General features: G+C 45.6%; 29 protein-coding genes. 19 read left to right on the top strand and 10 right to left on the bottom strand.

The window, feature by feature from the left end; translation table 11 throughout:
• Positions 1–95: 95 nt before the first annotated feature.
• A complete protein-coding gene (locus tag ACZ43I_RS08425; protein ID WP_344700657.1) occupies positions 96–413 on the top strand; it encodes a hypothetical protein in 318 nt (105 codons plus the stop codon).
• Positions 414–502: 89 nt separating this feature from the next.
• Here ACZ43I_RS08425 and ACZ43I_RS08420 read toward each other — a convergent pair whose 3' ends face one another.
• Together ACZ43I_RS08420 and ACZ43I_RS08415 are read right to left on the bottom strand one after the other, a co-directional pair.
• Positions 503–1,879 (bottom strand): hypothetical protein, encoded by a 1,377-nt coding sequence (locus tag ACZ43I_RS08420; RefSeq protein ID WP_344700658.1) that lies wholly within the window; start codon positions 1,877–1,879, stop codon positions 503–505.
• A 63-nt stretch (positions 1,880–1,942) separates the two neighbouring features.
• Positions 1,943–2,983 (bottom strand): NAD(P)/FAD-dependent oxidoreductase, encoded by a 1,041-nt coding sequence (locus ACZ43I_RS08415; RefSeq protein ID WP_344700659.1) that lies wholly within the window; start codon positions 2,981–2,983, stop codon positions 1,943–1,945.
• An 87-nt stretch (positions 2,984–3,070) separates the two neighbouring features.
• Between ACZ43I_RS08415 and ACZ43I_RS08410 the strand changes: the two genes are divergently transcribed.
• Together ACZ43I_RS08410 and dinB are read left to right on the top strand one after the other, a co-directional pair.
• Positions 3,071–3,643, top strand: a complete 573-nt coding sequence (locus ACZ43I_RS08410) for a DUF3267 domain-containing protein (protein ID WP_344700660.1) — start codon at positions 3,071–3,073, stop codon at positions 3,641–3,643.
• 57 nt (positions 3,644–3,700) lie between these two features.
• On the top strand, positions 3,701–4,768 hold the full coding sequence (dinB, locus tag ACZ43I_RS08405; RefSeq protein WP_344700661.1) for a DNA polymerase IV: 1,068 nt from the start codon (positions 3,701–3,703) through the stop codon (positions 4,766–4,768).
• On the opposite strand, the gene ACZ43I_RS08400 is transcribed toward dinB, so the two are convergent.
• Positions 4,765–5,787 carry an FUSC family protein gene (locus ACZ43I_RS08400; RefSeq protein WP_464761452.1) on the bottom strand — a complete coding sequence of 341 codons (1,023 nt, stop codon included), beginning with the start codon at positions 5,785–5,787 and terminating at the stop codon, positions 4,765–4,767. The two genes, dinB and ACZ43I_RS08400, sit on opposite strands and share 4 nt — an antisense overlap.
• A gap of 108 nt (positions 5,788–5,895) precedes the next feature.
• Here ACZ43I_RS08400 and map point away from each other — a divergent pair, with 108 nt between their 5' ends.
• Positions 5,896–6,651: a type I methionyl aminopeptidase gene (map, locus tag ACZ43I_RS08395; RefSeq protein WP_344700663.1), complete on the top strand. Its 756-nt coding sequence runs from the start codon at positions 5,896–5,898 to the stop codon at positions 6,649–6,651.
• Between the two features lie 69 nt (positions 6,652–6,720).
• Here map and ACZ43I_RS08390 read toward each other — a convergent pair whose 3' ends face one another.
• Genes ACZ43I_RS08390 through ACZ43I_RS08380 form a run of 3 tightly spaced genes read right to left on the bottom strand, consistent with a single transcriptional unit; the run spans position 6,721 to position 8,686 of the window.
• Entirely contained in the window at positions 6,721–7,281 is a 561-nt protein-coding gene (locus ACZ43I_RS08390; protein ID WP_344700664.1) for a beta-class carbonic anhydrase, read from the bottom strand.
• A complete protein-coding gene (locus ACZ43I_RS08385; protein ID WP_344700665.1) occupies positions 7,265–8,308 on the bottom strand; it encodes a YihY/virulence factor BrkB family protein in 1,044 nt (347 codons plus the stop codon). The genes ACZ43I_RS08390 and ACZ43I_RS08385 overlap by 17 nt, the downstream gene beginning before the upstream one ends.
• Before the next feature lie 57 nt (positions 8,309–8,365).
• Complete coding sequence (locus ACZ43I_RS08380) at positions 8,366–8,686, bottom strand: YtxH domain-containing protein (protein ID WP_344700666.1); 321 nt, start codon at positions 8,684–8,686, stop codon at positions 8,366–8,368.
• A gap of 153 nt (positions 8,687–8,839) precedes the next feature.
• On the opposite strand from ACZ43I_RS08380, the gene ACZ43I_RS08375 reads away from it, so the two are divergent.
• The 8 genes from ACZ43I_RS08375 to ACZ43I_RS08340 all read left to right on the top strand — a co-directional run bounded on the left by ACZ43I_RS08375 (position 8,840) and on the right by ACZ43I_RS08340 (position 14,476).
• A complete protein-coding gene (locus ACZ43I_RS08375; RefSeq protein ID WP_344700667.1) occupies positions 8,840–9,037 on the top strand; it encodes a DUF1128 family protein in 198 nt (65 codons plus the stop codon).
• A 13-nt stretch (positions 9,038–9,050) separates the two neighbouring features.
• The gene (locus ACZ43I_RS08370) at positions 9,051–10,283 is read left to right on the top strand and encodes an aminopeptidase (RefSeq protein ID WP_344700668.1); all 1,233 of its coding nucleotides are present in this window, start codon (positions 9,051–9,053) and stop codon (positions 10,281–10,283) included.
• Between the two features lie 71 nt (positions 10,284–10,354).
• On the top strand, positions 10,355–10,510 hold the full coding sequence (locus tag ACZ43I_RS08365; RefSeq protein WP_344700669.1) for a hypothetical protein: 156 nt from the start codon (positions 10,355–10,357) through the stop codon (positions 10,508–10,510).
• A 98-nt stretch (positions 10,511–10,608) separates the two neighbouring features.
• Positions 10,609–11,118, top strand: a complete 510-nt coding sequence (locus tag ACZ43I_RS08360; protein ID WP_344700670.1) for an acyl-CoA thioesterase — start codon at positions 10,609–10,611, stop codon at positions 11,116–11,118.
• A gap of 10 nt (positions 11,119–11,128) precedes the next feature.
• Positions 11,129–11,923 carry a RecX family transcriptional regulator gene (locus ACZ43I_RS08355; RefSeq protein WP_344700671.1) on the top strand — a complete coding sequence of 265 codons (795 nt, stop codon included), beginning with the start codon at positions 11,129–11,131 and terminating at the stop codon, positions 11,921–11,923.
• Positions 11,892–12,212, top strand: coding sequence for a YfhH family protein (locus tag ACZ43I_RS08350; RefSeq protein ID WP_380572190.1), 321 nt, complete (start codon positions 11,892–11,894; stop codon positions 12,210–12,212). The genes ACZ43I_RS08355 and ACZ43I_RS08350 overlap by 32 nt, the downstream gene beginning before the upstream one ends.
• 4 nt (positions 12,213–12,216) lie before the next feature.
• Complete coding sequence (locus ACZ43I_RS08345; protein ID WP_344700673.1) at positions 12,217–13,707, top strand: hypothetical protein; 1,491 nt, start codon at positions 12,217–12,219, stop codon at positions 13,705–13,707.
• A 10-nt stretch (positions 13,708–13,717) separates the two neighbouring features.
• The gene (locus tag ACZ43I_RS08340; RefSeq protein WP_344700674.1) at positions 13,718–14,476 is read left to right on the top strand and encodes a hypothetical protein; all 759 of its coding nucleotides are present in this window, start codon (positions 13,718–13,720) and stop codon (positions 14,474–14,476) included.
• Positions 14,477–14,500: 24 nt separating this feature from the next.
• Here the strand turns inward: ACZ43I_RS08340 and ACZ43I_RS08335 are convergent, their stop codons facing one another.
• A complete protein-coding gene (locus ACZ43I_RS08335) occupies positions 14,501–15,478 on the bottom strand; it encodes a metal-dependent hydrolase (RefSeq protein ID WP_344700675.1) in 978 nt (325 codons plus the stop codon).
• A 49-nt stretch (positions 15,479–15,527) separates the two neighbouring features.
• On the opposite strand from ACZ43I_RS08335, the gene mutY reads away from it, so the two are divergent.
• The 4 genes from mutY (at position 15,528) to ACZ43I_RS08315 (ending at position 19,584) form a co-directional block, all read left to right on the top strand.
• Complete coding sequence (gene mutY / locus ACZ43I_RS08330) at positions 15,528–16,556, top strand: A/G-specific adenine glycosylase (protein ID WP_344700676.1); 1,029 nt, start codon at positions 15,528–15,530, stop codon at positions 16,554–16,556.
• Positions 16,557–16,618: 62 nt separating this feature from the next.
• Positions 16,619–17,164 carry a nucleoside tri-diphosphate phosphatase gene (gene ntdP, locus ACZ43I_RS08325; RefSeq protein WP_344700677.1) on the top strand — a complete coding sequence of 182 codons (546 nt, stop codon included), beginning with the start codon at positions 16,619–16,621 and terminating at the stop codon, positions 17,162–17,164.
• 56 nt (positions 17,165–17,220) lie between these two features.
• Positions 17,221–18,957 carry an ABC transporter ATP-binding protein gene (locus tag ACZ43I_RS08320; protein WP_344700678.1) on the top strand — a complete coding sequence of 579 codons (1,737 nt, stop codon included), beginning with the start codon at positions 17,221–17,223 and terminating at the stop codon, positions 18,955–18,957.
• Positions 18,958–18,972: 15 nt separating this feature from the next.
• Positions 18,973–19,584, top strand: coding sequence for a DNA-3-methyladenine glycosylase (locus ACZ43I_RS08315; protein WP_344700679.1), 612 nt, complete (start codon positions 18,973–18,975; stop codon positions 19,582–19,584).
• A gap of 31 nt (positions 19,585–19,615) precedes the next feature.
• Here ACZ43I_RS08315 and ACZ43I_RS08310 read toward each other — a convergent pair whose 3' ends face one another.
• Positions 19,616–20,728 carry an FUSC family protein gene (locus tag ACZ43I_RS08310; protein WP_344700680.1) on the bottom strand — a complete coding sequence of 371 codons (1,113 nt, stop codon included), beginning with the start codon at positions 20,726–20,728 and terminating at the stop codon, positions 19,616–19,618.
• Between the two features lie 11 nt (positions 20,729–20,739).
• Positions 20,740–22,032, bottom strand: a complete 1,293-nt coding sequence (locus ACZ43I_RS08305; protein WP_344700681.1) for a glutamate-1-semialdehyde 2,1-aminomutase — start codon at positions 22,030–22,032, stop codon at positions 20,740–20,742.
• Between the two features lie 139 nt (positions 22,033–22,171).
• On the opposite strand from ACZ43I_RS08305, the gene bcp reads away from it, so the two are divergent.
• From bcp to perR, 3 genes are all read left to right on the top strand, one after another.
• Positions 22,172–22,621, top strand: a complete 450-nt coding sequence (bcp, locus tag ACZ43I_RS08300; protein ID WP_344700682.1) for a thioredoxin-dependent thiol peroxidase — start codon at positions 22,172–22,174, stop codon at positions 22,619–22,621.
• Entirely contained in the window at positions 22,622–23,566 is a 945-nt protein-coding gene (locus ACZ43I_RS08295; RefSeq protein ID WP_344700683.1) for a D-2-hydroxyacid dehydrogenase, read from the top strand. It begins immediately after the preceding gene.
• An 81-nt stretch (positions 23,567–23,647) separates the two neighbouring features.
• Positions 23,648–24,088 carry a peroxide-responsive transcriptional repressor PerR gene (perR, locus tag ACZ43I_RS08290; RefSeq protein WP_344700684.1) on the top strand — a complete coding sequence of 147 codons (441 nt, stop codon included), beginning with the start codon at positions 23,648–23,650 and terminating at the stop codon, positions 24,086–24,088.
• A 25-nt stretch (positions 24,089–24,113) separates the two neighbouring features.
• Here the strand turns inward: perR and ACZ43I_RS08285 are convergent, their stop codons facing one another.
• Entirely contained in the window at positions 24,114–24,521 is a 408-nt protein-coding gene (locus tag ACZ43I_RS08285) for a DUF2614 family zinc ribbon-containing protein (protein WP_344700685.1), read from the bottom strand.
• Between the last annotated feature and the right edge of the window lie 54 nt (positions 24,522–24,575).

Here is a 24,575-nt window from a genome sequence, read left to right as displayed (position 1 = left end):
AATACAATGATAAAACCCATCAAATGGAGGAGAATACTCTGGTTTATCTTATTTGTGCATTCTACATAGGAATTATCTTATTGGCGGTCTATCTGATGACCCGAAAAGAGGAAAGGCAGACGATGATCGGCGTCCGGGGATATTTTGCAGTAGTAACTGTATTGTTCCTTATAAGTGTGGTCTTGTTTACCCTTTTTGATATTGGCGGCGGAAACCCGCGCTTCATCCTTATATTCTCGTATCTATTCGTCATTCCGCTCCTGATGCTCATCGGCTATAAAATATTAGGTTACATCAAAAGATATAGTCAGGCACAGCGTCTTGCGCTTGGTTTCGCCGGCCTTTTGAACTTGCTGGTATTCGGATATATACTGCTGTTCATATTCACATGGCTGTTCTACTATATGATCTAGGTGCGAGCCTAATTGAAAAGCCCGGACATCCTCTTATCCCATCAAGAGGTGTCCGGGCTTTCTTTAGTTATGGCATTACTGTGAGGGGGTCAGAAAATGAGTGCGAGCATCGCTATCAAAATGCCGATTGATGCCATCCGAATGGAGAATCCAATGTTCATTCTAGTAATCTTATAGGGGTTGAGTCCCATACTCTGTGCGGTCATGGTGGCATTGATGCCATACGGTGCAGCAGGGGATATACCCATGCCGCAGACAATCATCACCAAAGAAATGCTCAATGCATTTTCAGGCGTCAACACCGGCACTAGTACCTCTGCTAAAATGGCGAGTGTCGCCACTGGGTGAACGCCGACCATCGCAAGACCATAGATGACGACCATGATGAGCACAAGGATCAGAACAAGCAGGTGATCGACATAGCTGAAGACCTGCTGCATCATAGAAGGTGCGGCACTGCTGTTGAAACCGCCTGCGAATATGCCTAGCGACAAAAATAGGATGGCAAAATTTTGAAGATGATTATTATGCTCCTTCCAAGTCAACCACCCCGTTTTCAGGAACAGCTTGAACCGGCGCATGATGAACGCGGCCGTAAAGGAGAACGGCAGTATGATTAGAGCAATGGTCATGATGAAGTCGAGGGCGGCCCAAGTGTTGAGGATCATCACTGCCCCGAGGAAGCTGACGAGCAACAAGAGCATCTTTAAGAGTGTCCTGATAAGTCGCCCGCTGTCGATTTCCGGGGACTGGACGTCAAGTGTCATGCCTTGAAATTCTTTTGTGGCAATGAACATTTCAATCAGGCCTACGAGCAGGGAGACGGTGATGAGCCATGGCAAAAGTGTAAAGTAGGAAGTGCCTGTCGAGTCGACAGTGAGGCCTACAATCACTTCAAGGGGGCTCCAGATTACAGCCAGGGCGAAGGCGCGCAATGTAGACTTGATGATGAATGTATTCCTGAGTGAATCATCTTCATTCTCGAACAGGCGCCATAAGACATTTTGGATGATGTAGAGTGCTGAGATGTTGAGGAAGATGGCCAGGAAGTATGAAGTGAACATACTTTTGCCATAGATCTTTTCAACCCTGTCTGCCTTGTCCTGGATCATGTCCGTGATGCTCGAATCCATACCCCCGACTTTAACGACAGTGCCGATCCATGGCAGGATGCTGAAGAAGAACAATAAGGGCAGGTTGTCCGTGATATGGGAGGCAACAGCTGCAATGCTGTTGCCTGCTGATAACGAAAGCACTATACCGGCAGTGATGAACAGAATGCCGATGATCTTAAACAGCCTGGAACCGAAAACCCATGAGATGAGCAGTACCACAATCGTGTAGACAGTCGTAGTATATGAGAGGAACTCGCTTCCTGTAAAGAATTGAAGCAGGAACAGAAGGAATAAGGACCCATATATGTAAAAGAAACTGTTCAATACACCTGGATTCCGCAGGATATTCAATGCAACACCTTCCTTCGTATTATATATGAGGCGATCTGAGTGACCTATAGGACAGGTGAAGCCCTATAGGTATGAAAAATCGTTCAGATCAAGCACTGTGTCTTGCCCTGTGAGGTGATTCGCCACTTCACGGCCGACAAGGGGGCTTGCGGTAAGACCTGTTGCGCCCATGCCGTTTATCACTATCGTCCTATCATCTACGGCACCGATGAAAGGGAGGAAGTCACGCGCATATGGCTTTAGACCGACCATCATCTTGATGTCTTCTATAGTGGACTCGGGGAAGTATCGCTCAGCGAGATCCCTTAGATATCGATGATTTTCTTCTGATGGTTCCGCAGAAAAACTATCAGTGTCTTCATGGGTGGTACCAATCGCATATTGATTGATTCCCATTTCGACGATATAGATCGGACCGAGTGCCATGACGACAGGACGAGGCTGTTTGTTGCTCGAATCCTTGAGGCGGAAATGCAGTACTTCAGAGCGCTGGTGGCGTATATGGGGTTCGTGCTGCTGTTCAATGCCCCAGGCACCAGTTGCATAGATGAGGGTGCCTGATGCATGGGAGGGGTCAAAATCCGCATTAATCCATTCCCCGCCATATTTAAGGAAGCCGGCTTTCAAGGCTTTCAATAGTTCAGCCCCCTTGACCTGGCCGCCGCCTTCAACCAGGACCCCCGGATAGAGGGCGGTCAAATCTGGATGCATCTGTGCGACTTCTTCCCTTGAGACTTTCCGGACCGTCCCCATTTCAGGCGCATCTGCCTGTTTGGCCGAAATACGCTTGAAGGCAAGTTCCTGTACATGGTCGTCCTTGAATAGGCTGATTGACCCCTCCCGCCTATAACCACTGTCGAGGCCAGTTTCGGCTTTAAGTGCTTCGATGAACTCCGGATAGTATTTTGCGCTCTCTCTTACCAGGGCGTACCATTTTTTGTTCCTTCTCTGGCTGACCCAGGGACAGATGATGCCGGCAGAGGCCTCTGTAGCCTTGCCGGTATCGTTACGGTCGTACAATCTGACGGCATACCCTTTCTTCGCAAGATGGTATGCGGTGGAGGCGCCGGCGATACCGCCGCCTATGATGGTGAAATCTATCACTCTATACACTCCTGTCTCTAATGCTTTATAGTAGTCTAACATTATTTGATTGTATTATGATACAGTGCATCTGAAAGGAGTTCTACAATGGAAGATAAATATGTATTGGATGTGTTTAAAGATCACTCGGTGCTTAAGGTACTGAATATAATGACCATCTCGATTACGATTCTGTCATTTGCGGTATTTTATCTCCTGGAGCTATTCGCAGCCGGTGGAGAGAGTTCCGCTTTAGCCGGCTTTGACCAGCTTGGTGTGTTCGGAGCAGTATTTTTTGTCATGGCACTTCTTTTTGCCATCATCACTTTCCACGAAGCCATCCATGGTCTGTTCTTCAAGATATTTGCACCATCCGGCCGAGTGCGTTTCGGCTATAAGTCCGGGATGTTCTATGCTGCGGCACCAGGGGAGGTCTTCAGCAGGGGACGGTTCATCATAATCATCCTGATGCCCTTCATCATCATTACCACATTGATGCTGATTCTGATGATGACCACTTCACACGGTGCCTTCAAATATCTTCTTGCCCTCCACACCGGAGCATGTGCAGGTGATTTCTACTACGTGTATCTGCTCATGCGCAAAAATCATATGAAGTTTGTTGAAGATACCGAGGTCGGTATGACGATGTATAGAAGTCATCCGGGGGGCAGGAACTAGGAACATCTGTTCGTTTTATGTTATACTGGCTTAAATATTTCTGGATGGGTGGATGTCATGGAGAGAAGAATCATTCACATCGATATGGATGCCTTCTATGCACAGGTGGAGCAAAGGGATAACCCGGCATACCGGGGAAAGCCGATTATTGTCGGTGGTAAATCGGTGAGCCGTGGTGTGGTCGCGACTGCGAGCTATGAGGCGAGGAAGTTCGGTGTGCATTCCGCGATGCCGACTAAACAAGCATATAAACTGTGTCCGGATGGCATCTATGTGCGGCCGAGATTCGATCATTACAAAGCTGTATCTAAAATGATCATGGATATATTCCTCGAATATACCGAAGTTGTGGAGCCACTTTCATTGGATGAGGCTTATCTGGATATTACACACCTCGTAGGCCGGCAACGGCCGGCGCGTGCAATAGCACTTGAAATCCAACGGAAGATATTCGAAAAGACCAGACTGACGTCATCAAGCGGCATATCCTACAACAAGTATCTCGCGAAGATTGCATCAGGTATGAACAAGCCGGCCGGGACGACCGTCATCCATTACGATAATGTACAGGAAGTATTGTTCAATATGGATATCGGCGAATTTCCGGGAGTGGGCCGGGTGACTGAAGCAAAAATGCATGAGCTGGGAATACGAAACGGCAAAGAACTCCATGAATGGAGTGAGGCCGATCTCGTCAATCAGTTCGGGAAAAAAGGCATTAGCCTCCATCAGAAGGCGCGGGGCATCGGTACGTCGGAACTGAAGATCGAGCGGATACGGAAGTCCATCGGTAAGGAGACGACCTTCAACTACGATATAAATGATGATGATGAGATCCTCAAAGTGATCGGTTCATTATGCAGTCAGGTAAGCAGCCGGCTCGAGCTTCAGCAGTATGCCGGAGGGGTGGTCACCGTCAAGATGAAGACGGCGGACTATGCCACCCATACGAGACAGATGATGACGACGAATCCAGTCTTCACTGAAGAAGAACTTTACCATTACGCCTACAATCTCTACCACGAATTGAAATCCCCCGATGAAGCCATAAGGCTCATCGGGGTGACAGTTTCACACTTATCCGACCGTACATACCGCAATCTGACGATATATGATCTCCTCTAGTCTTTTTTCTCCCTGCTCCCGGTCTGGACTTTCCGGGGATTGGGACCAACCTTTTGATGTTGTACAATCATCTGATAGATGACGATGATTTCATATAGTATATGGATCTTAAAAGAATCCTCTTCATCATCCAGTTTTCGGATATCCTTCCTGAGGAAGCGGATTGCAGGATTGGTCATCGATAGGGAGCTGAGGTCCAGATGGAGATAGGCGGTAATTTCCTGTATGGCCCTTTTTTCTTCTGGTGTGAAATCCATGGATAATTTGTCGGGTAGGTAGATCAAGTTGCCGAGATGGGTGAAGTATAGCTTCTTGAACTGGAGTTCACGCTCCAGGCTGTTCAACAGCCGCATCTCTTCACGATTGGATTTATGGTAGCGGTATTCATCTTGCTGATACTTCAGAAGCTTTTCTGAGTTGAGGATGGAGCTTTGGATTTTAGCATAGGCACGCTCACTCTTATCGGATTCATATTTTCCTTCGATGAGTTCCCCAAGCCGATGGATAAGAAGTTTATGGATTTCTTTCGTTGAGGTGGCGGAAAGCGCCTCGATCTGCTCACCATATTTTGGAGGAAGTACCAGAAAGTTGATGAGTGTACTTGTTGCCAATCCTATAGTCGTTGTAGCGAGCCTCGAAGTGAAGTTATAAACGTAGGCATCACCAACTGAAGGCACCATCGCCACAGCAGTGATTGCAGCTACAAGCACCCCGGCCTGTAGATTGAGGTGGTATGTGATGAATATGGTGAGTGTGGCTGCTATTGAGTAGGTGAATGCACCATCCCCAAGCACATAGAGTGAAGCTACGGCGATAAAAGCGCCGATGATGGATGCCGGAAATCTGACATATGCTTTTTTTAATGAAGCATACGCCGTCGGTTCTATTGTCACTATGGCAGTGATTACGGCAAATATGGGGGGCAGCCCCACCCAGAGACAGATGAGCGCTGTCAAAAATGTCGACAGGCCAGTCTTGATGATACGGGGACCGATTATTTTTCTTATATCAAATCTCATATTCATGCTTCCTTCTAAAATTTTAAGTCTTTCAATTCTAGTATAGCATGAAGAGTTTGTTATAATAATTGGTGGATACAATATTTTTAAAGTAAGTAGGGTTGATAAATGATCATTAAAACAGAAGAAGAAATGCAGCATCTTGAGGAGATAGGCCGTATTTGCGGCACTGTGCTGAAGCAGCTTGTGGACTATACAGCACCGGGCATGACAACGAAGGAGATTGACGACAAGGGCGGCGAACTCCTTAAGGAAATGGGTGCAGAAAGCGCGCCGATCAGCGAATACGATTTCCCCGGCCATACATGCATCAGCATCAATGAAGAAGTGGCGCACGGCATACCGGGTAAGCGCATCATAAATGAAGGGGACATCGTCAACATCGACGTTTCGGCAAAGAAGAATGGTTATTTTGCAGATACTGGCATCTCTTTTGTAGCAGGCGAGTCGGACGATCCACTTAAACAGAAGGTAGTGGATGTCTGTGAGATGGCTTTTGAAGAAGCTTTGAAGAAAATCAAACCCGGCACGAAAGTCAGTCAGATCGGCAGGGCGGTACACAAAGTAGCAAGACAGAATGGCATGTCAGTCATCAAAAACCTGACTGGGCACGGAGTAGGTAGAAGCCTGCACGATGCACCAAAACACATCATGAACTACTATGAACCGGGCAACAGTGAACTGTTGACGGAAGGTATGGTCATTGCAGTCGAGCCTTTCATATCTTCGAAGGCATCATTCGTCTCGGAAGGTAAGGATGATTGGGCATTTGAAACGAAAGATGGAAGCTATGTGGCCCAAAAGGAACACACTATCGTCGTCACTAAAGAAGGACCAAAACTTCTGACATTGGTCGAAGAATAGACTGCTCGGAATGTTATGTTTATATATTGAAAAGGACTGTATTGGATAATCTCCAATACAGTCCTTTTCTTATTGATAGCCATCATGTACAAGGTCCACCTTGCCGTTGTCCGGGCTGATTACTGTGCCGTGTACCGGCACATCAGCAGGCATAAGAGGATGGCTCTTAATTTTTCCGATGCTTTCAGTGATGCTTTCCTCTACGCTGTCGAATCCTTTAAGCCAATCTTTAATATCTATGCCGGAATGCTCAAGTATATTGAATGTATTATCGGGAATGCCGCGCTCTTTCATGTTTGCAATCATTGGTTCCGGTTCCAATGAGCCGAAGCCGCAATCATGATGGCCCATGACCATCACTTCCTCCGCGCCGAGCATATAGACTGCCACAAGTATGCTCCGCATGGTACTGCCGTAAGAGTGGGAGATGACGGCGCCGGCATTCTGGATATGCTTGATGTCGCCGTTCTTCAATCCCAATGCTTTCGTCGACAATTCTGTCAGCCGGGTATCCATACATGATATGAGTACCAGCTTTTTCTGTGGGGTTTTATCTGTGAGATACTCTTGATATTCTTTATTGTCTATAAATTCTTTGTTGAAGTCGAGTAGATCATACAGTAGACTCATTGTTTGCATTCTCCTCTTGTTGTTTCTTTTTCATTGAACGTTTATGCAGTATGGCGTTGATCTGGGCTCCGAGGATGATGATGACTCCTGTGATGTATAGCCATAATATAAGCACGATTACACCAGCGATACTGCCGTATGTTGCGGAATAGTTGCTGAAGTTAGAGATGTAGAAACTGAATCCCCAAGACGCGACCAGAAATGCGATGGTTGTAAAGATTGAGCCTGGAATGACCGCTTTAATCTGCAACTTGATATTCGGTGCTGTCGTGTAGATGACGACGAACACGATGAATACCAAGAGAACAGGCAGCAGGCTTCTGACAAGGTTCCATATGGTCTGGAACTGATCATCGAGTCCTATGACGCCGAACATCAGATTACCGATCTGTTCGCCGAATACAATCAATACGAAAGTAAGAAGAACAGAAATCGCAAGAATGATTGTAAAGACGATCGACAATGATTTGGCGATAAGGAAGTTTCTGTTGTCCTCAACATCATATGCGACGTTGAAGGCATTCATCAGAGCAGTCATACCATTAGAAGCTGACCATAACGTCACAATCAAACCGACTGAGAGCAAGCCGCCACTGGAGTTCTCCATGACATCAGAAATGATGCCTTCCAACATACTTGAAATGTCTGCCGGGGCGTAATCCCGGATGAACTGGGTGATCATTTCCTGATCTATCTGGAATAATGGAACCAGGGTCAACAGGAAGATCAGTAAAGGGAAGATCGCCAACAGGAAGTAGTAGGCGAGCTGCGCCCCCATACCGGATGTATTGTCTTTTGAAAATTGGAATAGCAAGTTTTGGAAAAAATTTCCTTTTTCCTTGTATTTAGCAGGCTTATTGATTTTAGAAACATAGAAGCGCTCATCAGGCTTCTTGCTTAATTTTGATTTGAATTCGACTTCTTCGACAAAAGTTTCACCTTCGGAATGCTTGTTTTTATCCACTATCTGTTCTTTCTCTTCTTGTTTAGCTTGATTCAGATAATCAGAATTGGATTGTTTTGACACATGCTCAACTCCTTATCTTTTAAAATAAAAGGGCCGACTGACGTCAGCCCAACGATTTTAATTCAACTTCTTCTGATCACGTTTTTTCATGAATGTATCTTTGGCATCCTTTAAGGACTCCTCAAGTTCAGGATTGTTACGACGAATCTCTTCGACTGTTTCTTTCCAGAACATTACTTCGTCCTTGAGTGAATCGATTTTAGAAGATTGGCCGGAGCCGGAGTTCATCTTCTGCTTTGCCTCTTCTGGATTTTGGGCATAATATTTGAGATCTTTTGTGCCACTCATCACCGAATTTCTCGTGTTCCTGTCGATAAGGCTGAGTCCTGCACCTAGGGCAGCACCGATCAGTATTGCTGGCAACATCTTATTCTTCATGTGAATTCTCCTTTTGGTTGATTTATAGTTGCTTATATCCATTTTAAACAACCTTCAAACTTTATTCATCCCTTAGTTGAATAAAAATTTTATTATTAATTCAACTTTGTTATTATTGTAATGAATTTATTCTACAAGATGGGGGAATGTCCAATGGACAAGGAAAAAATGTTGAAGGATATAGAGAGTTCACTGAACGTAGTGAACAAAGGGGTGTTCAATGCTGAGGATTTCAGTGATGATAATGTTGAACAGCTCAATGAGATTCACGAAATGGTCACATCAAGAAATCAGATAACAGCCATCGAACAGACCGCTATAATCGAAGAATTATCAAAACTCAGGAAATAAAGGAGAGACTTCAATGACCGGAAAAAATTCTAAGCTTGAAAAGTATGCCGACCTGCTTGTCGATGTAGGCCTGAATGTCCAAGAAGGCGGGCGCGTGTTCATAAGATCTGCACAAGACGCTTTACCGCTGATTCGCATGGTTACCGAGAAAGCATATGAAAAAGGAGCAAAGGAAGTTAAAGTGAGCCTGGCGGACGATGCGCTTACAAAACTCCATGCCAAACACCAGGAAAAGGAGGAACTTGCCACTATCCACCAGTGGACCATCGATGAACGGATGCACTATTCTGATGAAAAAGCCGGATTCCTGAGCATCACATCTTCTTCCCCGGAACTTTTGAAAGATATAGATCCAGAGAAATTAAAAGCGATGCAGATCGCCTCAGGTAAAGCATTTAAAGACTTTTCAAACCGCATCCAATCCGATTACCACAGCTGGTGCGTTGCTGGCTATCCATCACTGGACTGGGCAAGACTCGTATTTCCGGATGAAAGTGATGATGATGCGGTAGAAGCATTGCTTGATCTGATACTCTATACTGTACGCGCGGATCAGGACGACCCTGTTGAAGCATGGGAGCAGCATGACGCACTCTTGCACGAGAAGGTCGACTACCTCAATGATAAAAAATATAATGCACTCCGTTACGAAGCACCTGGAACCGACTTGACGATCGGACTCCCGAAAGGGCACTTGTGGGCTGGCGCCTCAAGTGAAAATGAAGATGGCGAAACCTTCATGGCTAATATGCCGACCGAGGAAGTATTCAGCGTACCTGAGAAAACGCGTGTAGATGGATATGTATCCAATACACTGCCGCTCAGTTATGGAGGAAATCTGATAGATGACTTCAAGCTGACTTTTAAAGATGGTAAAGTCGTTGATTTCGAAGCAGGTAAAGGATATGAAGTGCTGAAGAATCTGCTTGATACCGACGAAGGTTCAAGGTACCTCGGAGAAGTGGCGCTGGTACCGGACGACTCGCCGATATCAAACACGGGACGTCTGTTCTATAATACGCTCTTCGATGAAAATGCGTCATGCCACATTGCTCTGGGAAGCGCTTATGCCTTCTGCATCGAAGGCGGCAAGAACATGTCCCGGGAGGAGCTTGAGGCTGCTGGGTTGAACGATTCGATCAGCCACGTCGACTTCATGATAGGTTCTGATGAATTGAACATCTACGGCATCACTGAGGACGGTAAGGAAGAAAAAGTATTTGAAAAAGGGAACTGGGCCTTCTAAAATTGTAGATGCAAAGAAGAAAAAATATGGTAGAATATAAATAATAGGATAAGTATTAGAGGAGGATTCACATGAGCTTTGGAATGATGTTTCTAATAACTATGGCTTTTATGTTCGCCATATTCGGATTTGCTGCGACCCTTTATCACTTCCTGTCAAAAGCACTTACCGTTAAAGATGGACTTGTGATTGATACGCCGGAAGAAGCTTTGGAAAGAGATCTTTAGGTTCAGCATTATAAGAACAGGAAGGGATGATTGTATCCCTTCTTTTTTAATGTAGGGGATATGCTGTTGTAGTAGTATGTGGGATGGAGGGAATCATAATGGAAAGAAAAATGTCAGAATCCTATACAGTAATGACTTCGAATGTAATGCCGCCGGACACGAACAATCATCAGACACTCTACGGAGGAAGGCTTATGGAATACATAGATGATGTTGCGGCAATCGCAGCAAGACGACACTCGAGATCGAAAGTGGTGACCGCTTCAATAGATTCGGTCGATTTTCTTGAGCCCATCAACCTGGGAGATGTCGTGATGCTCGAGGCAATGGTTACCCATACCGGAAAATCTTCCATGGAGATACTTGTCAAAGTATCGAAGGACACGCTTGAGAACGGTACAGAGAGGAAGCTCGCTGCATTCAGCTTCCTCACTTTCGTCGCCCTGGACGAGACAGGTTCATCCATCAGCGTGCCGGACCTCATCGCAGATAACGAGCGGTTGAAGTGGCTGGATGAGACAGGGGAAGAACGTGCTGAACATAGACGCAGAAGGCGCGATCGTTCAAAAGCATTACGGGAATTCTTTGCAACAGATCTTCTCGGTTAGGAGGGATTAGATGCAGATAAAAAAAGTGGCCCGTGGCAAGAAGGGCATGTATGACATACAGATGGATGACGGCTCCACCTTTAAGGCACATGAGGAGTCGGTAGTAAAGTACCGGCTCATACCCGAACGGGTGCTTGAAGAGGAAGAGTATAACGAGGTACTGTCCGCCATCCAGTTCGATGCAGCCTATGTCAGGGCACTTGGATACATCAGCTACAAGTTGAGGACAATCCATGAAATGAGAAAGTATCTGGCCGAAGACTATGCATCTGTAATGATCGATGAGACCATCAAACGGCTTGAAGAAGAAGGATACTTAAACGATGCCCATTATGCAGAAGCCTTGAAGAATACAATGCTTGCCACCACTGATAAAGGGCCGCATGCTCTGGAACGGGAATTGAAGAAACATAAAGTCCAACCAGACATCATCCGTGAGAATGTCGAAAAGTTCAGTGAGCAGATCGATCAGGAACGGATGAATAGGCTGAAGGATAAACAGTTGAAGCGGCATAAGGGGTCCTATCAGCAATTTAAGATGAAACTCACTGAAAAACTATATCAGAAGGGCTACACCGGCGAGCATCTGGCCATGATCGATTTCGATGATGACTACGATGAAGATGTGCATTTTAATCGGGATTTTGAAAAATACTTGAGGCGTTATCAAAAGAAAGAAACAGGATACGCCCTGAAGCAGAAGCTTATACAGGCAATGATGAGAAAAGGCTACACATATGATTCAATTCAGGAAAAGTTGGGAGGGCTGGATGATGAAACCTTTGAACACAATGACGAGACGTGAACTGGAGACCTATATCGCAGAAAAACGTGAAGCGATGAGGAAAGCGGAAATGATGGGGATTGAAAATGAATACCGCGTCAACGAGCGGCAAGTCCTGATAGCAGAGAGCTATTTCGTCGATCTATCCTTGATAGAAAACGGGAAGATATACAAAATAATCAGTAATGAGGACCATTACTTTAAAGTGGAGTACATCAAGGGGATCTTCGCATGGGGATTCTTTATCGGAGGCGATGAAAAAGAGACGGGTATTCCGGTAAGCATGCTGCAATTGCCGAAGAAAGGATGATCTGATGGAAAACATCATTCTGTTCAGGGCCCTTGAGCTTACATATGCCAAGGAAGCATCTAAGTTCATAGACCGCATGCTTGGCAGATCTGAAGGCCTCATCTTGAAGGATGTGACCTTCCATCTGTATAAAGGAGAAGTTTTGGGCATACTGTCCGACTACAGGACACTCCATTATCTGAAGGAAGTGGTCAATGGTACACTTGACCTGAAAGAGGGCAAGGTCAAAACCGCAAGCTCAATGCTGAGCCTCGATGTGCTGGATCATGTGGACAATCCGCATCCTTTGGAGATCTTCACGCGGGAGCTGCTTGAGGAGTTCATGGGTGTAGAAGAAGTCCAAAAGGCACAGGAACGTCTTTTGGAACTGCCACTCTTCAGGAAGCATCAATATAATACGGTAAACAATCTCACAAGGCGTGAACTGGCGCTTGTGCTTCTTGAAATCTCAAAACAGGCCAATACCGATATTGTAGTCTACTGCAATATGTACCACCATCTCCATAAGCAAGATAAAGAAGTATTCAAAGAGACGATCAATGCCCTTGAATCGGCTGAAAAAGGTGTGCTGCTACTTGAGAGTGATATTGAACCGATTCAGACGCTTGCGAACTATTTCCTGTGGCTCAGCTATGGCCAGATCAGGTATGACGGCAGTGTGCGGGAAGGTGTCCTTGAATATAACGCTTATGAAAAGAAGAAGAGCCAGATAAAGAATATGGATGAAGAAGCCCAATTTGATATAGAATGGAAACGCAATATTGAGGATTATGGGCGTTATGAACACGGACTCAAGAGGATGAGCCGGAACCAAAGCGGTCTGATCGACCAGTTCAACGTGCAGAAAATCATCATCTCCGTGGTCTTGCTGTTCGTCATGTTCATGTCCAGCATAATCATTTTCATGGACATTTCATTTACAGACAGCCGATCTGCGACTGAGGAGCCCGCGGCATTGCCAGAGGCTGAAGAGTCAGAGCGATTCGCCTACGGCATCAATACCGATCCGGATTTGGAACTTGAAGGAGAGTCCATTCCATACATGTATCTTCTGGAAATATCGAGCGATAGTGAAGGCGATTATAGAATCGTGGAGGATGGATTGGATGTCGAAGTGGATGCCTCATCCATTCTGTACTTCAACCCGGCAAGCCTCTACCCTGAAACAACTTTAGTAGAACTCCTTCCATATACAGCCGACACATTCGGAGGTAGTTATCTTTTTTATAAAAAGTTCCTGAATGGAGGAGTGTCGTTACTTAATGATGAAGTGGATACGATTACCGAGCAGACAGACAGATATGCGCGCCTCGGTGTCCCCATCACTTATCATATAAAGGATGACGTAGTACTCTCGGTATCTTTCCCAGCCGAAAACATCGAAAAGATGTATAAGGAATTCGGTATTACGGAAGAAGATGCGATATTCCACTTGCCGGAAGGTTATATGATCTTGGATGCATCGAACGAAACATGGTTATACATCAACCGCTAGGAGGGCTGCCATGAACCACAAAACAAAATATCTCATCCGTCAGATATACAGACAGACCTCCATTTTTTCGACCCACACACTCACTCCCCTATTCATATATGCCGGCGGGCTCGGATTTCTGCTGATAGCCATGGCGATCATGGATAAAAATACAGTTATAGAATATCTTTATACACTTGTTGGTATAATGAGTGCAGTATGGTTGTTCGGGATGGTGGTCCTTAACGAGAATGCCTTCTATTACAAGGACTCAGTCCTCAAGATGAGCTACATTCCGATGTATATGAGAATAGTGCCATCAATCATATTCCAGACTTTCGTCTTTTTGATGTTTATAGTACTCTATAGTGCCTTTACCGCACTTGTCATAGAAGACTGGCTCATCAACATTTTTACACTCCTGTATTATCTGATTTTGGGCGTGCTATTGACCTTGCCTTTTACAATGCTCTATCTATCGGCTAAAATTAAAAAACGACGTACAGTCGATGTATTCGTCTTCATCGTCCTTGTGATATCAGTTCCCATACTTTACAGGCCTGAACAGCTTGAACCATGGATTTCAAGCCTGTTGAGTTTAAATCCGTTCTACTATGTCATCAACGGATTGCAGACGAACGCAGTGCAGGTCCCCTGGAACATCAATAGGTTGCCGCATGACATATTGCTCATTGTGCAATTGATATTCCTGTACCTGTGGATGTTCGAATACTACAGTAAAATCAAAATCAACATGTATCAATTCAAAATAAAGCGACCAGGTCAATGACCGGTCGCTTTATTAGTTGATGCATCAGTTTTCTGCGAGTTTCTTCTGAAGCTTGCTCTCTGAAAATACCCAACCTGTGTAGCTATGTTCAACCTCGTTCGTATGACGATTGACATGCATGATACAGACGAACGGGTAATGACCCTCTTTCAAGTATCTCAAGTCAATATAGCGTATCTCGACGATGTCTTCCGAAATGTCTGTCACCTCGTAAGTGTAGATGGATGAGAAGAAGGTGAAAGCTTTGAAATTCTTATCCTGTTTGATCCTGTTGAACCGTTCCTCTTCGATAGGTGGACTTTTGGTGAAGCGGTCGTAAAAGAGGATCTGACCGCGGAAACTCCGACCGACATAATAGGAGGATTGTGCTACAGTAACTATACGCCATTCAAAGAAGCGGATGGTCGGCATGCAGAATACACGTTTGATGTATTCATTCGGCAACAGATGCTCCACCTGCCTTTTCAAGTATGATTGTATGAAGAAGCGGGTGACATAATAGATGAACATAACTAGGTAAAGAACAATGAAAAGTGTCACAGGTGACATTCCAAAATACCATAATATGAAAAAGAGCACATGCATGATGATGATCGGGATATCGATTGTATTGATGACGCTCAATTGGATCCAAGTATGAGTGATGGGTCGTAGGGCCTGTGTGCCATAGGAGTTGAATATATCAACGAAAACATGTAGGAACACGGCGAACTGTATCCAGAGGTACATGTTGAGCGCAGGCAGATCGAACAGCAATACGCTTAAGGCCGTCAGGAGGACTGGCCATATGAAAAAAGTGAAGGGGAGGGAGTGGGTAATACCACGATGGTGGGTGATGTATACCGCATTGTTCTTCATCTTCATCACAGTATCTATATCCGGTATCAGGGAAGCACCTACTACTACAGAGGCGAACCCGATCGAGAGAGGTTCTATTGTCGGATCGATTGCGGCGAGCCCGACGATAGTGCCGCCCATCAATGTATGCGTCAAAGTATCCATGTGAAATCTCCCCATTCGAATAATGTAATTAAGTTGGAGGAATGTATCTATGCTAAAAACTTCAGAATTCAGCCATAATCTGCTTGCCTGGTATCACTTGAATCGAAGGCCGCTCCCGTGGAGGAAGACACGGGATCCATATAAGATATGGCTAAGTGAGGTCATGCTGCAACAGACGCAAGTCATTACTGCTATACCCTACTTTGAGAAATTTATAACAAAATATCCTGATATAGACAGCTTGGCTACAGCTGATGAAGAGGCGCTCCTGAAGGACTGGGAAGGTCTGGGCTACTACAATCGGATCAGAAACTTCCAGACAGCAGTCAAGGAAGTGAAAGAACATTACGGTTCGGTTGTACCGGACGATCCTGAAGCGTTCTTTAAGCTGAGGGGCGTAGGCCCCTATATAGGGGGGGCAGTCCAAAGTATTGCGTTCAATCATCTTATAGCAGCAGTGGACGGCAATGTCCTCCGCGTAATGTCACGTCTTGATGCAGATGATCGCGATATGACCAAGCCTTCCGTTCAAAAAGCGGTCAAGGAAAAGGTTGAGAGATTGATTCCTCTGGAAGCCGGTGACTTCAACCAGGCCCTTATGGAACTTGGTGCAACGATATGTACACCGAGGGCCCCGAAATGCATCATGTGCCCTGTCAGGCAACATTGCGAAGCATACCATGAAAATAAGGTTTCCGAACTGCCGGTCAAGAAAAAGGCGAAGAAGAAGAGTGAGTACTATTATAACGTATATTTCATCCTGAATGGTAAAAATGAGATCCTGCTTCAGAAGCAGGATGGCACATTGCTGCAGGGCATGTATGAACTGCCGCGGTTTGATGTGGACACGTCACTTGAAACGATCGAGGAGGAGCTGGGCATCGAAGTCCACCATAAGGGAGAACATATAGGAAGCGTGTCGCATGTCTTCACCCATAAGAAATGGTTCATGGAAGGGTACATTCTGTATACACGCGATTCCCACCAAGATTTCATAAAACTTGAAGATGTCGGTGCCCTGCCGATGAGCAGGGCGATGCAGAAGCTGTACCACTTGTTTGAAGACATGGGCGGATGACTATATACCTGACTCTGCGTATGCTATAATACAATAGTATAATTTTAAAGGTGGTGTGGAATATGAGTCTGGAATCCATACCGGAGGAAGGCAGCAAGGTAAAGATTCAGAGCTATAAGCATGACGGCAACATCCACCGGGTATGGTCTGAGACGACCATCCTAAAGGGAAGCGATCATGTGGTGATCGGCGGCAACAACCGTACGCTCGTCACAGAGAGTGACGGCCGCACCTGGGTGACCCGGGAACCTGCGATCGTCTACTTTCATGCAGAGTATTGGTTCAATGTCATCTGCATGTTCAGAGAAGACGGGGTCTATTATTACTGCAATATTTCATCCCCCTACCTTTATGATGGAGAGGCACTGAAATATATCGATTATGATCTGGATATCAAAGTGTACCCGGACGGCAAGTACCATCTGCTTGATGAAGACGAATATCGTCTACACAAAAACAGGATGAATTATCCAGAAGATATTGATAGGATACTAAGGCACAATGTCGATGTGCTCCAACACTGGATCGAAAAGAAGAAAGGCCCGTTTGCACCAGATTTCATAAAGGTGTGGCAGGGCAGGTTCAACAATGATTTTAAATCATACTAAAAATCAATCAACTTAAAAAGTTGGTTGTTTTTTATGTAGGAAAAGGAAGTTTTTCTGTGATAAGACGCTATATGCAATTTGTCAAACCGTATAAATGGCTGATCATATTGACGATACTCATCGGCGTGCTCAAATTCGGGATTCCGCTTCTCCTGCCATTGCTGATCAGATACACCATCGATGATATCATCATGCCAGAGGGTCTGGGCACAGATGAGAGAATCGATATGCTGATCCAGGTGCTCTTGATCTTTGCATTCATATTCATCATCATCAGGCCACCTGTTGAATATTTCAGGCAATACCTCGCCCAATGGACAAGCAATAAGGTCCTCTACGACATCAGAAAGAAAATGTATGGCCACCTCCAGATGTTGAGCGCCAAATTCTACTCCAACAGTAAAGTTGGTGAAATCATCTCCCGGGTCATCAATGATGTGGAGCAGACTAAAAGCTTCATCATGACAGGTTTGATGAACATCTGGCTCGATCTGGTGACGATTTTGATTGCCCTTGCGATCATGTTTTCCATGAACGGCGAACTGACGCTGGTGTCGATAATCATCTTCCCGCTCTATATATTCGGGGTGTGGTATTTCTTCGGTAAACTGAGGAATCTTACGCGAGAGCGTTCCCAGGCGCTAGCTGAAGTACAGGGTTTTCTTCACGAGCGCATACAGGGAATCAATGTAATAAAGAGTTTTGCAGTTGAAAAAAATGAAGCCGGACATTTCAATAAGCACAATAACAACTTTCTGAGCAAGGCGACAAACCACGCAAAATGGACGGCGAGAAGCTTCTCCGTCGTCAACACGGTCACAGATATCGGACCGCTTCTTGTCGTAGGATATGGGGCTTATCAGGTCATCCAGGGTAATCTCACTGTCGGGACACTTGCTGCATTCATTGCATATCTGGATCGTTTGTACGGTCCGCTCAGAAGACTCGTTTCTTCATCTACAACATTGACGCAGAGCATCGCCTCGATGGATCGTGTCTTCCATCTCTTTGATGAAGAATATGATGTCAAAGATCGTCCAGGTGCCAGACAGCTTGAACATACTGATGGCAACATCGAATTCAAAGATGTTGGTTTTGACTATAACGGAGAAGATACGGACACGTTGAAACATATCAATTTCCGTGTTGGAAGCGGGGAAACTGTTGCATTTGTAGGTATGAGTGGAGGAGGTAAATCCACCCTGGTTACACTGATTCCGAGGTTCTACGATGTGACTGCCGGTAAAGTGACGATCGACAATACCGATATAAGGGACTACACGATTGAATCCCTGCGTAATAATGTGGGGCTCGTCATGCAGGACAACATTCTGTTCTCCGACAGCATAAGGGAAAATATAATGTTGGCAAAGCCTGATGCAACTGAAGAAGAGATGCTTGAAGCGACAGCAAGGGCAAACGCCCATGAGTTCATTATGGAACTCCCGGAAGGCTATGACACGGAAGTCGGAGAACGGGGCGTCAAATTATCCGGCGGACAGAAGCAACGCATTGCCATTGCTCGGGTTTTCCTTAAAAATCCACCTATTCTGATTCTTGATGAAGCTACCAGTGCCCTGGACCTCGAAAGTGAAAGTATTATCCAGGATACATTGCTGGAACTGTCACAAAATCGGACGACGATCATCGTGGCACATAGGCTTTCAACGATTACGCATGCTGACCGCATATTCGTGATGGCGGATGGCCAGATCAGGGAATCCGGATCACATGCGGAACTGATGAAAAAGCAAGGGGACTATTACAATCTCTACAGCATCCAAAACCTATAAAAGGGGTGAAGTCTAATGGCTGTAATTGATATCAGCTTTCTTGGAGAAGATACATTAAATGCAGCAAAGCAGCTCCTTGGTGTAGAAGTGATCACTCATATAGATGGGGTGGAGACAAGCGGTTTCATCACTGAAACCGAAGCCTACCTCGGGCTCAACGATCGCGCGGCGCATACATTCGGGGGCAAGATGACTAAAAAGAATGAAATGATGTTCAATGATTTCGGTCATATCTATGTCTATACCATGCATGGGCACCACTGCATGAATATCCTGACGAAGGAGCGCGAACACCCAGAAGGTGTCCTGATCCGGGGGATAGAACCGAATCACGGCATCGAGACGATGATTGACAGGCGGGGGCGCGAGAAAGGATTGACTGATGGTCCGGGTAAATTGACGAAATCCCTCGGCATCAGACGGGAACTCCATAACGGCATGGAACTGAACAACGGTATATTGACTTTGAGGGAAGGCAGGACGCCGAGAGAGATAGAGGCGACCAAACGCATTGGTATTGATAATAAGGCTGAAGCGACGGATTATCTGTACCGCTTCATAGTTAAAGGGAATCCTCATGTCAGCAGATTCCGCGGTAAACCTCTGGACAACAACGGATGGAAATGAAAAAGCTCAGGTGCTTAAGCACCTGAGCTTTTTATATATCCAAAGTTTCATCTTGGATGTTTATTTTATTTTTATCAGAATGGAATTTGAAGAAGCTGGATGTGAGTCGGTCAAGGCGATCAAGAGAGTTGGAATACTCATGCAGTGATGAGATGAATTCCAGAATATTCTCATACTGGATTTTGTCGTCTTCTGTTTCAGCTTCCTGATAGAGCTTGACGAAATCATCCATCATGGTTTTTTGGGAGCGTTCCTCCGTATCGTATATCTCAAACTCAGCTTCCGGACGGATCTTTTCAGTGAATTTCATGAATATCTGTTCGTGGTAGGCCATCAGCTGATCCATCTCGTACTTGATACGCAATCTGAAATCATCATCCAGATGATTGTAGTCATTTTCATATCGGTTGAGTTTTCGCAGTAGTTCAAAGGCTCTCCGGGTCGATGAAATGAGGTGCCTGAACAGGATTTTACGCCTGGCGGATGCGAAACGATTACGCTTGAGATAACTTTTTTCCTCGCGGTACCACAAATACATCGTTTCGAGTGTAACGACTCTTGTACGTAAAGATTCAATGTCTTTTTTGACGATCTGGTATTCACTTACCGCATTGAGTTCGAGACGGAGCCATTTGAAGATGTCGCTCGTTATATTGAAACAGTTGTGGTACATTTTCGTCTCGTATCTTGGAGGTATGAACAGCAGGTTGACTAGAAGTGATGATAGGACACCAATCATCACTAAGGAGAATCGGGTTCCTGCCGCTTCAAGAAAGTCGAGTGAAGTGGAGGACTCGATTACGGTCGGGGCATCCATGATGGCAATCATCGTGACCACGGCGAGCGCAGACACACTCTGCAGATTGAAAAACAGCAACACTGCGAGAACGAGAATCACAGTCAGTCCGATCACGATGATGTTGTTGCCGAACAGGAGCACCATGATGATTGCAGCGATTGCGCCGAGTAAGTTGCCCTGGAACTGGTCCCACGTCCGCATCACGGATCTGTGGACGTTCGGTTGCAGTGCGAAGACAGCAGCAATTGCAGCAATCAATGAAGGCTGGAAGTCGAGGAAATTCGTAATCATCAGTGTTAGGACAACAGTAATGCCCGTCTTGAAAACTCTAGCGCCAAATCGCATGGCAGCATCTCCTAAAAGTCATTTTTGAAAACGTCCTCTACAATTGCAAGGGTCTCTTCAATATCTGCTTCAGTATGCTCAGTAGTCAGGAACCACGCTTCATATTTGGAAGGTGCAATATTGATTCCGCGATTTATCAGGCCATTGAAGAACTTGGCGAATTCTTCGCCGTCACTGGCCTCAGCCATAGTGTAATCAGTTACCGACTCTTCTGTAAAGTAAATGGTCAATGCACCTTTGAGTCGATTGATCGTCGCTGTGATGTCATACTTATCTATCAGGTCAACCAAGCCATCTTCAAGCTTCTCTCCAAGGTTGTCGAGTGTCTCGTATACCCCAGGCTGCTCAAGGATTTCAAGACAGGCTAAACCGGCTGCCATACTTAGTGGATTTCCAGCCATGGTACCAGCCTGGTAGGCAGGCCCAAGAGGTGCCACGCTTTCCATTATATCCTTGCGGCCACCGTAGGCTCCGATTGGAGTGCCACCGCCGATGATTTTGCCTAAAGCAGTAAGGTCAGGCTCGACATCAAGCAGATTTTGGGCCCCACCGAACATGAATCTGAAAGCCGTGATGACTTCGTCATATATGACGAGTGAACCATTATCATGGGAGATCTCATTTATCGCCTCAAGGAAACCATCCTCGGGTTCGACGATGCCGAAGTTGCCTACGATAGGTTCAACCAGTACGGCTGCGATTTCATCCTTGAAATGGGAGATGGCCGTCTTGAAGTCATCGAGATTGTTGAATGGTACGGTGATGACATCTTCTGCAACCCCTTTAGGCACCCCGGCAGAGTCTGGTGTGCCGAGCTGCGCTGGTCCGCTTCCGGCAGCGACGAGGACGAGGTCTGAGTGGCCGTGGTAGCAGCCTTCGAATTTAAGTATTTTATTGCGTCCTGTATATGCCCGCGCAATACGGATCGTCGTCATGACAGCTTCTGTACCTGAGTTCACGAAACGTACACGCTCTAATGAAGGAATGGCTTCTTTAATCTTTTTACCGAAGTCTATTTCAAGGGTCGTCGGGGCACCATATAATATTCCTTTGCTGCTCTGTTCGGCTATCGCCTCATGAATCCTCGGGTGTGCATGCCCAGTGATGATCGGGCCGTAGGCGCCGAGATAGTCGATATAACGGTTGCCGTCAACATCATAGAAGTAGGCACCTTCGCCTCGATCCATGACGACAGGCGCTCTGTCTCCAACCGCTTTATATGAGCGGGAGGGCGAGTTGACGCCACCTAGGATCACATTTTCCGCTTCGGCACGGAGTGCTTCTGATTTCTTATGAGAGTACATATTACTTCATCCTTTAGCATCTTTTTTTACAATCAGTATTCTACCACATACCGGAGGCTTATTTAAGAAGTAACATCTATTGAGCGTAAAGGGAAATTTAGGTATCATCAGGAGTAAGAAACCTTTAGGAGGACTACAGATGGAAAAATTTCCTCAGTTCGAACTTGAGAATCAAGATGGCGAACGCATCACCAATGAACACCTCAGGGAGAGGACAGTCATTTATTTCTACCCAAAAGACAATACGCCGGGATGTACGACACAGGCGTGTGACCTCAGGGACAATATGGAGCGCCTGAATGAACTCGGAGTCAAAGTATATGGTGTAAGCGGCGATTCAAAAAGGAAGCATCAGAATTTCATCGAGAAAAACAATTTGAATTTCGATCTGCTGGTCGATGAAGGGTTCGCCTTGTCTGAGGCTCTTGGAGTGTATAGGAAGAAGAAGGCCTTCGGCAGGGAATTCATGGGTATCGCACGTACGACATTCATTGTTGATGGAGAAGGCAACATCCTGAAGCGGTGGGATGACGTCAACGCGAAGTCGCATATGGATGAACTTAAAGCATACATGGAAGGGGTGCATTAGATGAAACATATCCTATCCACAGTGCACCTGAAACCGGACATGGTCGAAGCCATAGAGGAAGCGCATCCCGATATGACATACATCTACCGGAAATCTAAAGAAGTGACCGATGATGATAAAGCGTGGTGTGACATCTTCGTCACCTACGGCTCTGACTTCACTTCTGATGATGTTGAAGCCTTCAAAAATTTGAAATGGATGATGGTTATGAGCGCAGGGCTCGATGACCTCCCGCTTGGGGAACTGGAACATGTCCATATAACGAATGCAAGAGGCATCCACAAAATTCAAATGACTGAATATACGATTGGTCTGCTGCTTGATTTCCACAAAGGTTTCCATCAATTGAAAGAAGACCAGGCGCAACGCCATTGGAGAAAGAATGCCAAAACAGAGGAGATATACGGTAAATCTGTGCATATCCTCGGCACCGGCAGCATTGGGAGCCACCTCGCTTCTGTACTTGGAGCCTTCGGTCTGGAGACGACAGGGTACAATACTACAGGCCACGAGGCAGAAGGGTTTCAGACCGTCCATGCCATTAAAGATTTGACTGCGGAAATAGGTGCTGCTGATATAGTGATCAATATACTGCCAAGCACACCCGATACAAAGTATATGCTCGATTTGGATTTCTTCAAAGAAATGAAAGGATCCGCGGTATTCGTCAATATCGGGCGTGGTGACATCATGACTGACGAAACGATAACGGCAGTCCTTGAAAATGGCATGATCAGGCATATGATACTTGATGTCTTCAATGAAGAACCGCTGCCGGAAAACCATGAATTCTATACGTTCGACAATCTTACGATCACCCCCCATGCCTCTTCCAAGACATCAGGGTATTTGGAGCGCGGCTTTGAAATATTCATGCATAACCTTCAATATATGGATGATTTCGATTCCATGAAAAACATAATAGATCCGGATAGAGGGTATTGATCCACGTGATTTGACAAACAATTTCCAAACCAAGTACAATAATCTTATTATAGTAGTCAGTTATAGAAGGAAGGTATCAATATGAAAATGATGGATGCCCAGGATCGGTTTACCGAGTCGATCAATGCGCTGAAAGAGACTGGCGTCAGGATAACGCCTCAAAGGAAATCAGTGCTCAAGTATATGATCGAAACCGAAGATCACCCGACTGCTGATGATATTTTCAAAGCACTGTCGAATGAATATCCCAATATGAGCGTTGCAACCATATATAACAACTTGAAACTGTTCAAGGAAACAGGGCTTGTCAAAGAACTTACCTATGGGGACTCGTCAAGCAGATTTGATTTCATTACGGATACGCATTACCACATCATCTGCAGTGAATGCGGGAAGATCACTGATTTCCATTATCCGGGCCTTGAAGAGGTCGAACATCTGGCAGGGTCGGTCACATCTTATGATGTGAGCCACCATAGGCTCGAAATATACGGCACTTGCCCGGAATGCAGGGAAGCATAGATGAAATGCAAAAAGACGAGCTGGCTTACGCCTGCTCGTCTTTTTGCATGTTTCCGTCCTGCTTCTTCTCTTCAATTGCCTTTTCCCTACGGTGGGGGACGTTATAGTCGAGGCTGAAATCTTCGCCTTCAAGTTCCTTATCTACTGTCAGCGGTTCTTTGCAGTGCTGGCAGAAGTCCACATGCCCAAGTATCTTCGTATGCTTTTCGCAATTCGGACATTGAACTGTGAGCGCGCGTGTACTTATCATACCAACCCAGAAGTAGATCGCAAAACTTAAGAGAATCGGCAGCAGTCCTACAAAGAGGAATATGCTAAAGAGCCAAGGTATGGTTCTGAAGAACACCCCAGCATACATGATAATCATACCTATGAATATCAAGGCCAAAGCATAGCCTCTTATCCTTAAGATTTTATTGCCCTGTTTCTTCATATACTTATTCACCTCTGAAATTCATTATATACAACTTGAGCCTTTTATGATAAT

This window comes from Salinicoccus jeotgali (assembly GCF_055379195.1).
Note: the sequence above shows the minus strand (reverse complement) of the source record. Positions and strands in the feature narration are given on the sequence as shown.

Bases quoted from the DNA above. Each gene is read 5' to 3' on its own strand.
- ACZ43I_RS08335 (WP_344700675.1), bottom strand. From the start codon at position 15,478: ATGGATACTTTGACGCATACATTGATGGGCGGCACTATCGTCGGGCTC.
- ACZ43I_RS08285 (WP_344700685.1), bottom strand. From the start codon at position 24,521: ATGAAGAAACAGGGCAATAAAATCTTAAGGATAAGAGGCTATGCTTTG.
- ACZ43I_RS08365 (WP_344700669.1), top strand. From the start codon at position 10,355: ATGAGCTTTGGAATGATGTTTCTAATAACTATGGCTTTTATGTTCGCC.
- ACZ43I_RS08370 (WP_344700668.1), top strand. From the start codon at position 9,051: ATGACCGGAAAAAATTCTAAGCTTGAAAAGTATGCCGACCTGCTTGTC.
- ACZ43I_RS08360 (WP_344700670.1), top strand. From the start codon at position 10,609: ATGGAAAGAAAAATGTCAGAATCCTATACAGTAATGACTTCGAATGTA.
- ACZ43I_RS08295 (WP_344700683.1), top strand. From the start codon at position 22,622: ATGAAACATATCCTATCCACAGTGCACCTGAAACCGGACATGGTCGAA.
- perR (WP_344700684.1), top strand. From the start codon at position 23,648: ATGAAAATGATGGATGCCCAGGATCGGTTTACCGAGTCGATCAATGCG.
- ACZ43I_RS08340 (WP_344700674.1), top strand. From the start codon at position 13,718: ATGAACCACAAAACAAAATATCTCATCCGTCAGATATACAGACAGACC.
- ACZ43I_RS08400 (WP_464761452.1), bottom strand. From the start codon at position 5,787: ATGAGATTTGATATAAGAAAAATAATCGGTCCCCGTATCATCAAGACT.
- ACZ43I_RS08305 (WP_344700681.1), bottom strand. From the start codon at position 22,032: ATGTACTCTCATAAGAAATCAGAAGCACTCCGTGCCGAAGCGGAAAAT.
- ACZ43I_RS08345 (WP_344700673.1), top strand. From the start codon at position 12,217: ATGGAAAACATCATTCTGTTCAGGGCCCTTGAGCTTACATATGCCAAG.
- mutY (WP_344700676.1), top strand. From the start codon at position 15,528: ATGCTAAAAACTTCAGAATTCAGCCATAATCTGCTTGCCTGGTATCAC.
- ACZ43I_RS08310 (WP_344700680.1), bottom strand. From the start codon at position 20,728: ATGCGATTTGGCGCTAGAGTTTTCAAGACGGGCATTACTGTTGTCCTA.
- ACZ43I_RS08350 (WP_380572190.1), top strand. From the start codon at position 11,892: ATGAAACCTTTGAACACAATGACGAGACGTGAACTGGAGACCTATATC.
- ACZ43I_RS08380 (WP_344700666.1), bottom strand. From the start codon at position 8,686: ATGAAGAATAAGATGTTGCCAGCAATACTGATCGGTGCTGCCCTAGGT.
- ACZ43I_RS08390 (WP_344700664.1), bottom strand. From the start codon at position 7,281: ATGAGTCTACTGTATGATCTACTCGACTTCAACAAAGAATTTATAGAC.
- ACZ43I_RS08355 (WP_344700671.1), top strand. From the start codon at position 11,129: ATGCAGATAAAAAAAGTGGCCCGTGGCAAGAAGGGCATGTATGACATA.
- ntdP (WP_344700677.1), top strand. From the start codon at position 16,619: ATGAGTCTGGAATCCATACCGGAGGAAGGCAGCAAGGTAAAGATTCAG.
- ACZ43I_RS08425 (WP_344700657.1), top strand. From the start codon at position 96: ATGACCCGAAAAGAGGAAAGGCAGACGATGATCGGCGTCCGGGGATAT.
- ACZ43I_RS08375 (WP_344700667.1), top strand. From the start codon at position 8,840: ATGGACAAGGAAAAAATGTTGAAGGATATAGAGAGTTCACTGAACGTA.
- dinB (WP_344700661.1), top strand. From the start codon at position 3,701: ATGGAGAGAAGAATCATTCACATCGATATGGATGCCTTCTATGCACAG.
- ACZ43I_RS08315 (WP_344700679.1), top strand. From the start codon at position 18,973: ATGGCTGTAATTGATATCAGCTTTCTTGGAGAAGATACATTAAATGCA.
- map (WP_344700663.1), top strand. From the start codon at position 5,896: ATGATCATTAAAACAGAAGAAGAAATGCAGCATCTTGAGGAGATAGGC.
- ACZ43I_RS08410 (WP_344700660.1), top strand. From the start codon at position 3,071: ATGGAAGATAAATATGTATTGGATGTGTTTAAAGATCACTCGGTGCTT.
- bcp (WP_344700682.1), top strand. From the start codon at position 22,172: ATGGAAAAATTTCCTCAGTTCGAACTTGAGAATCAAGATGGCGAACGC.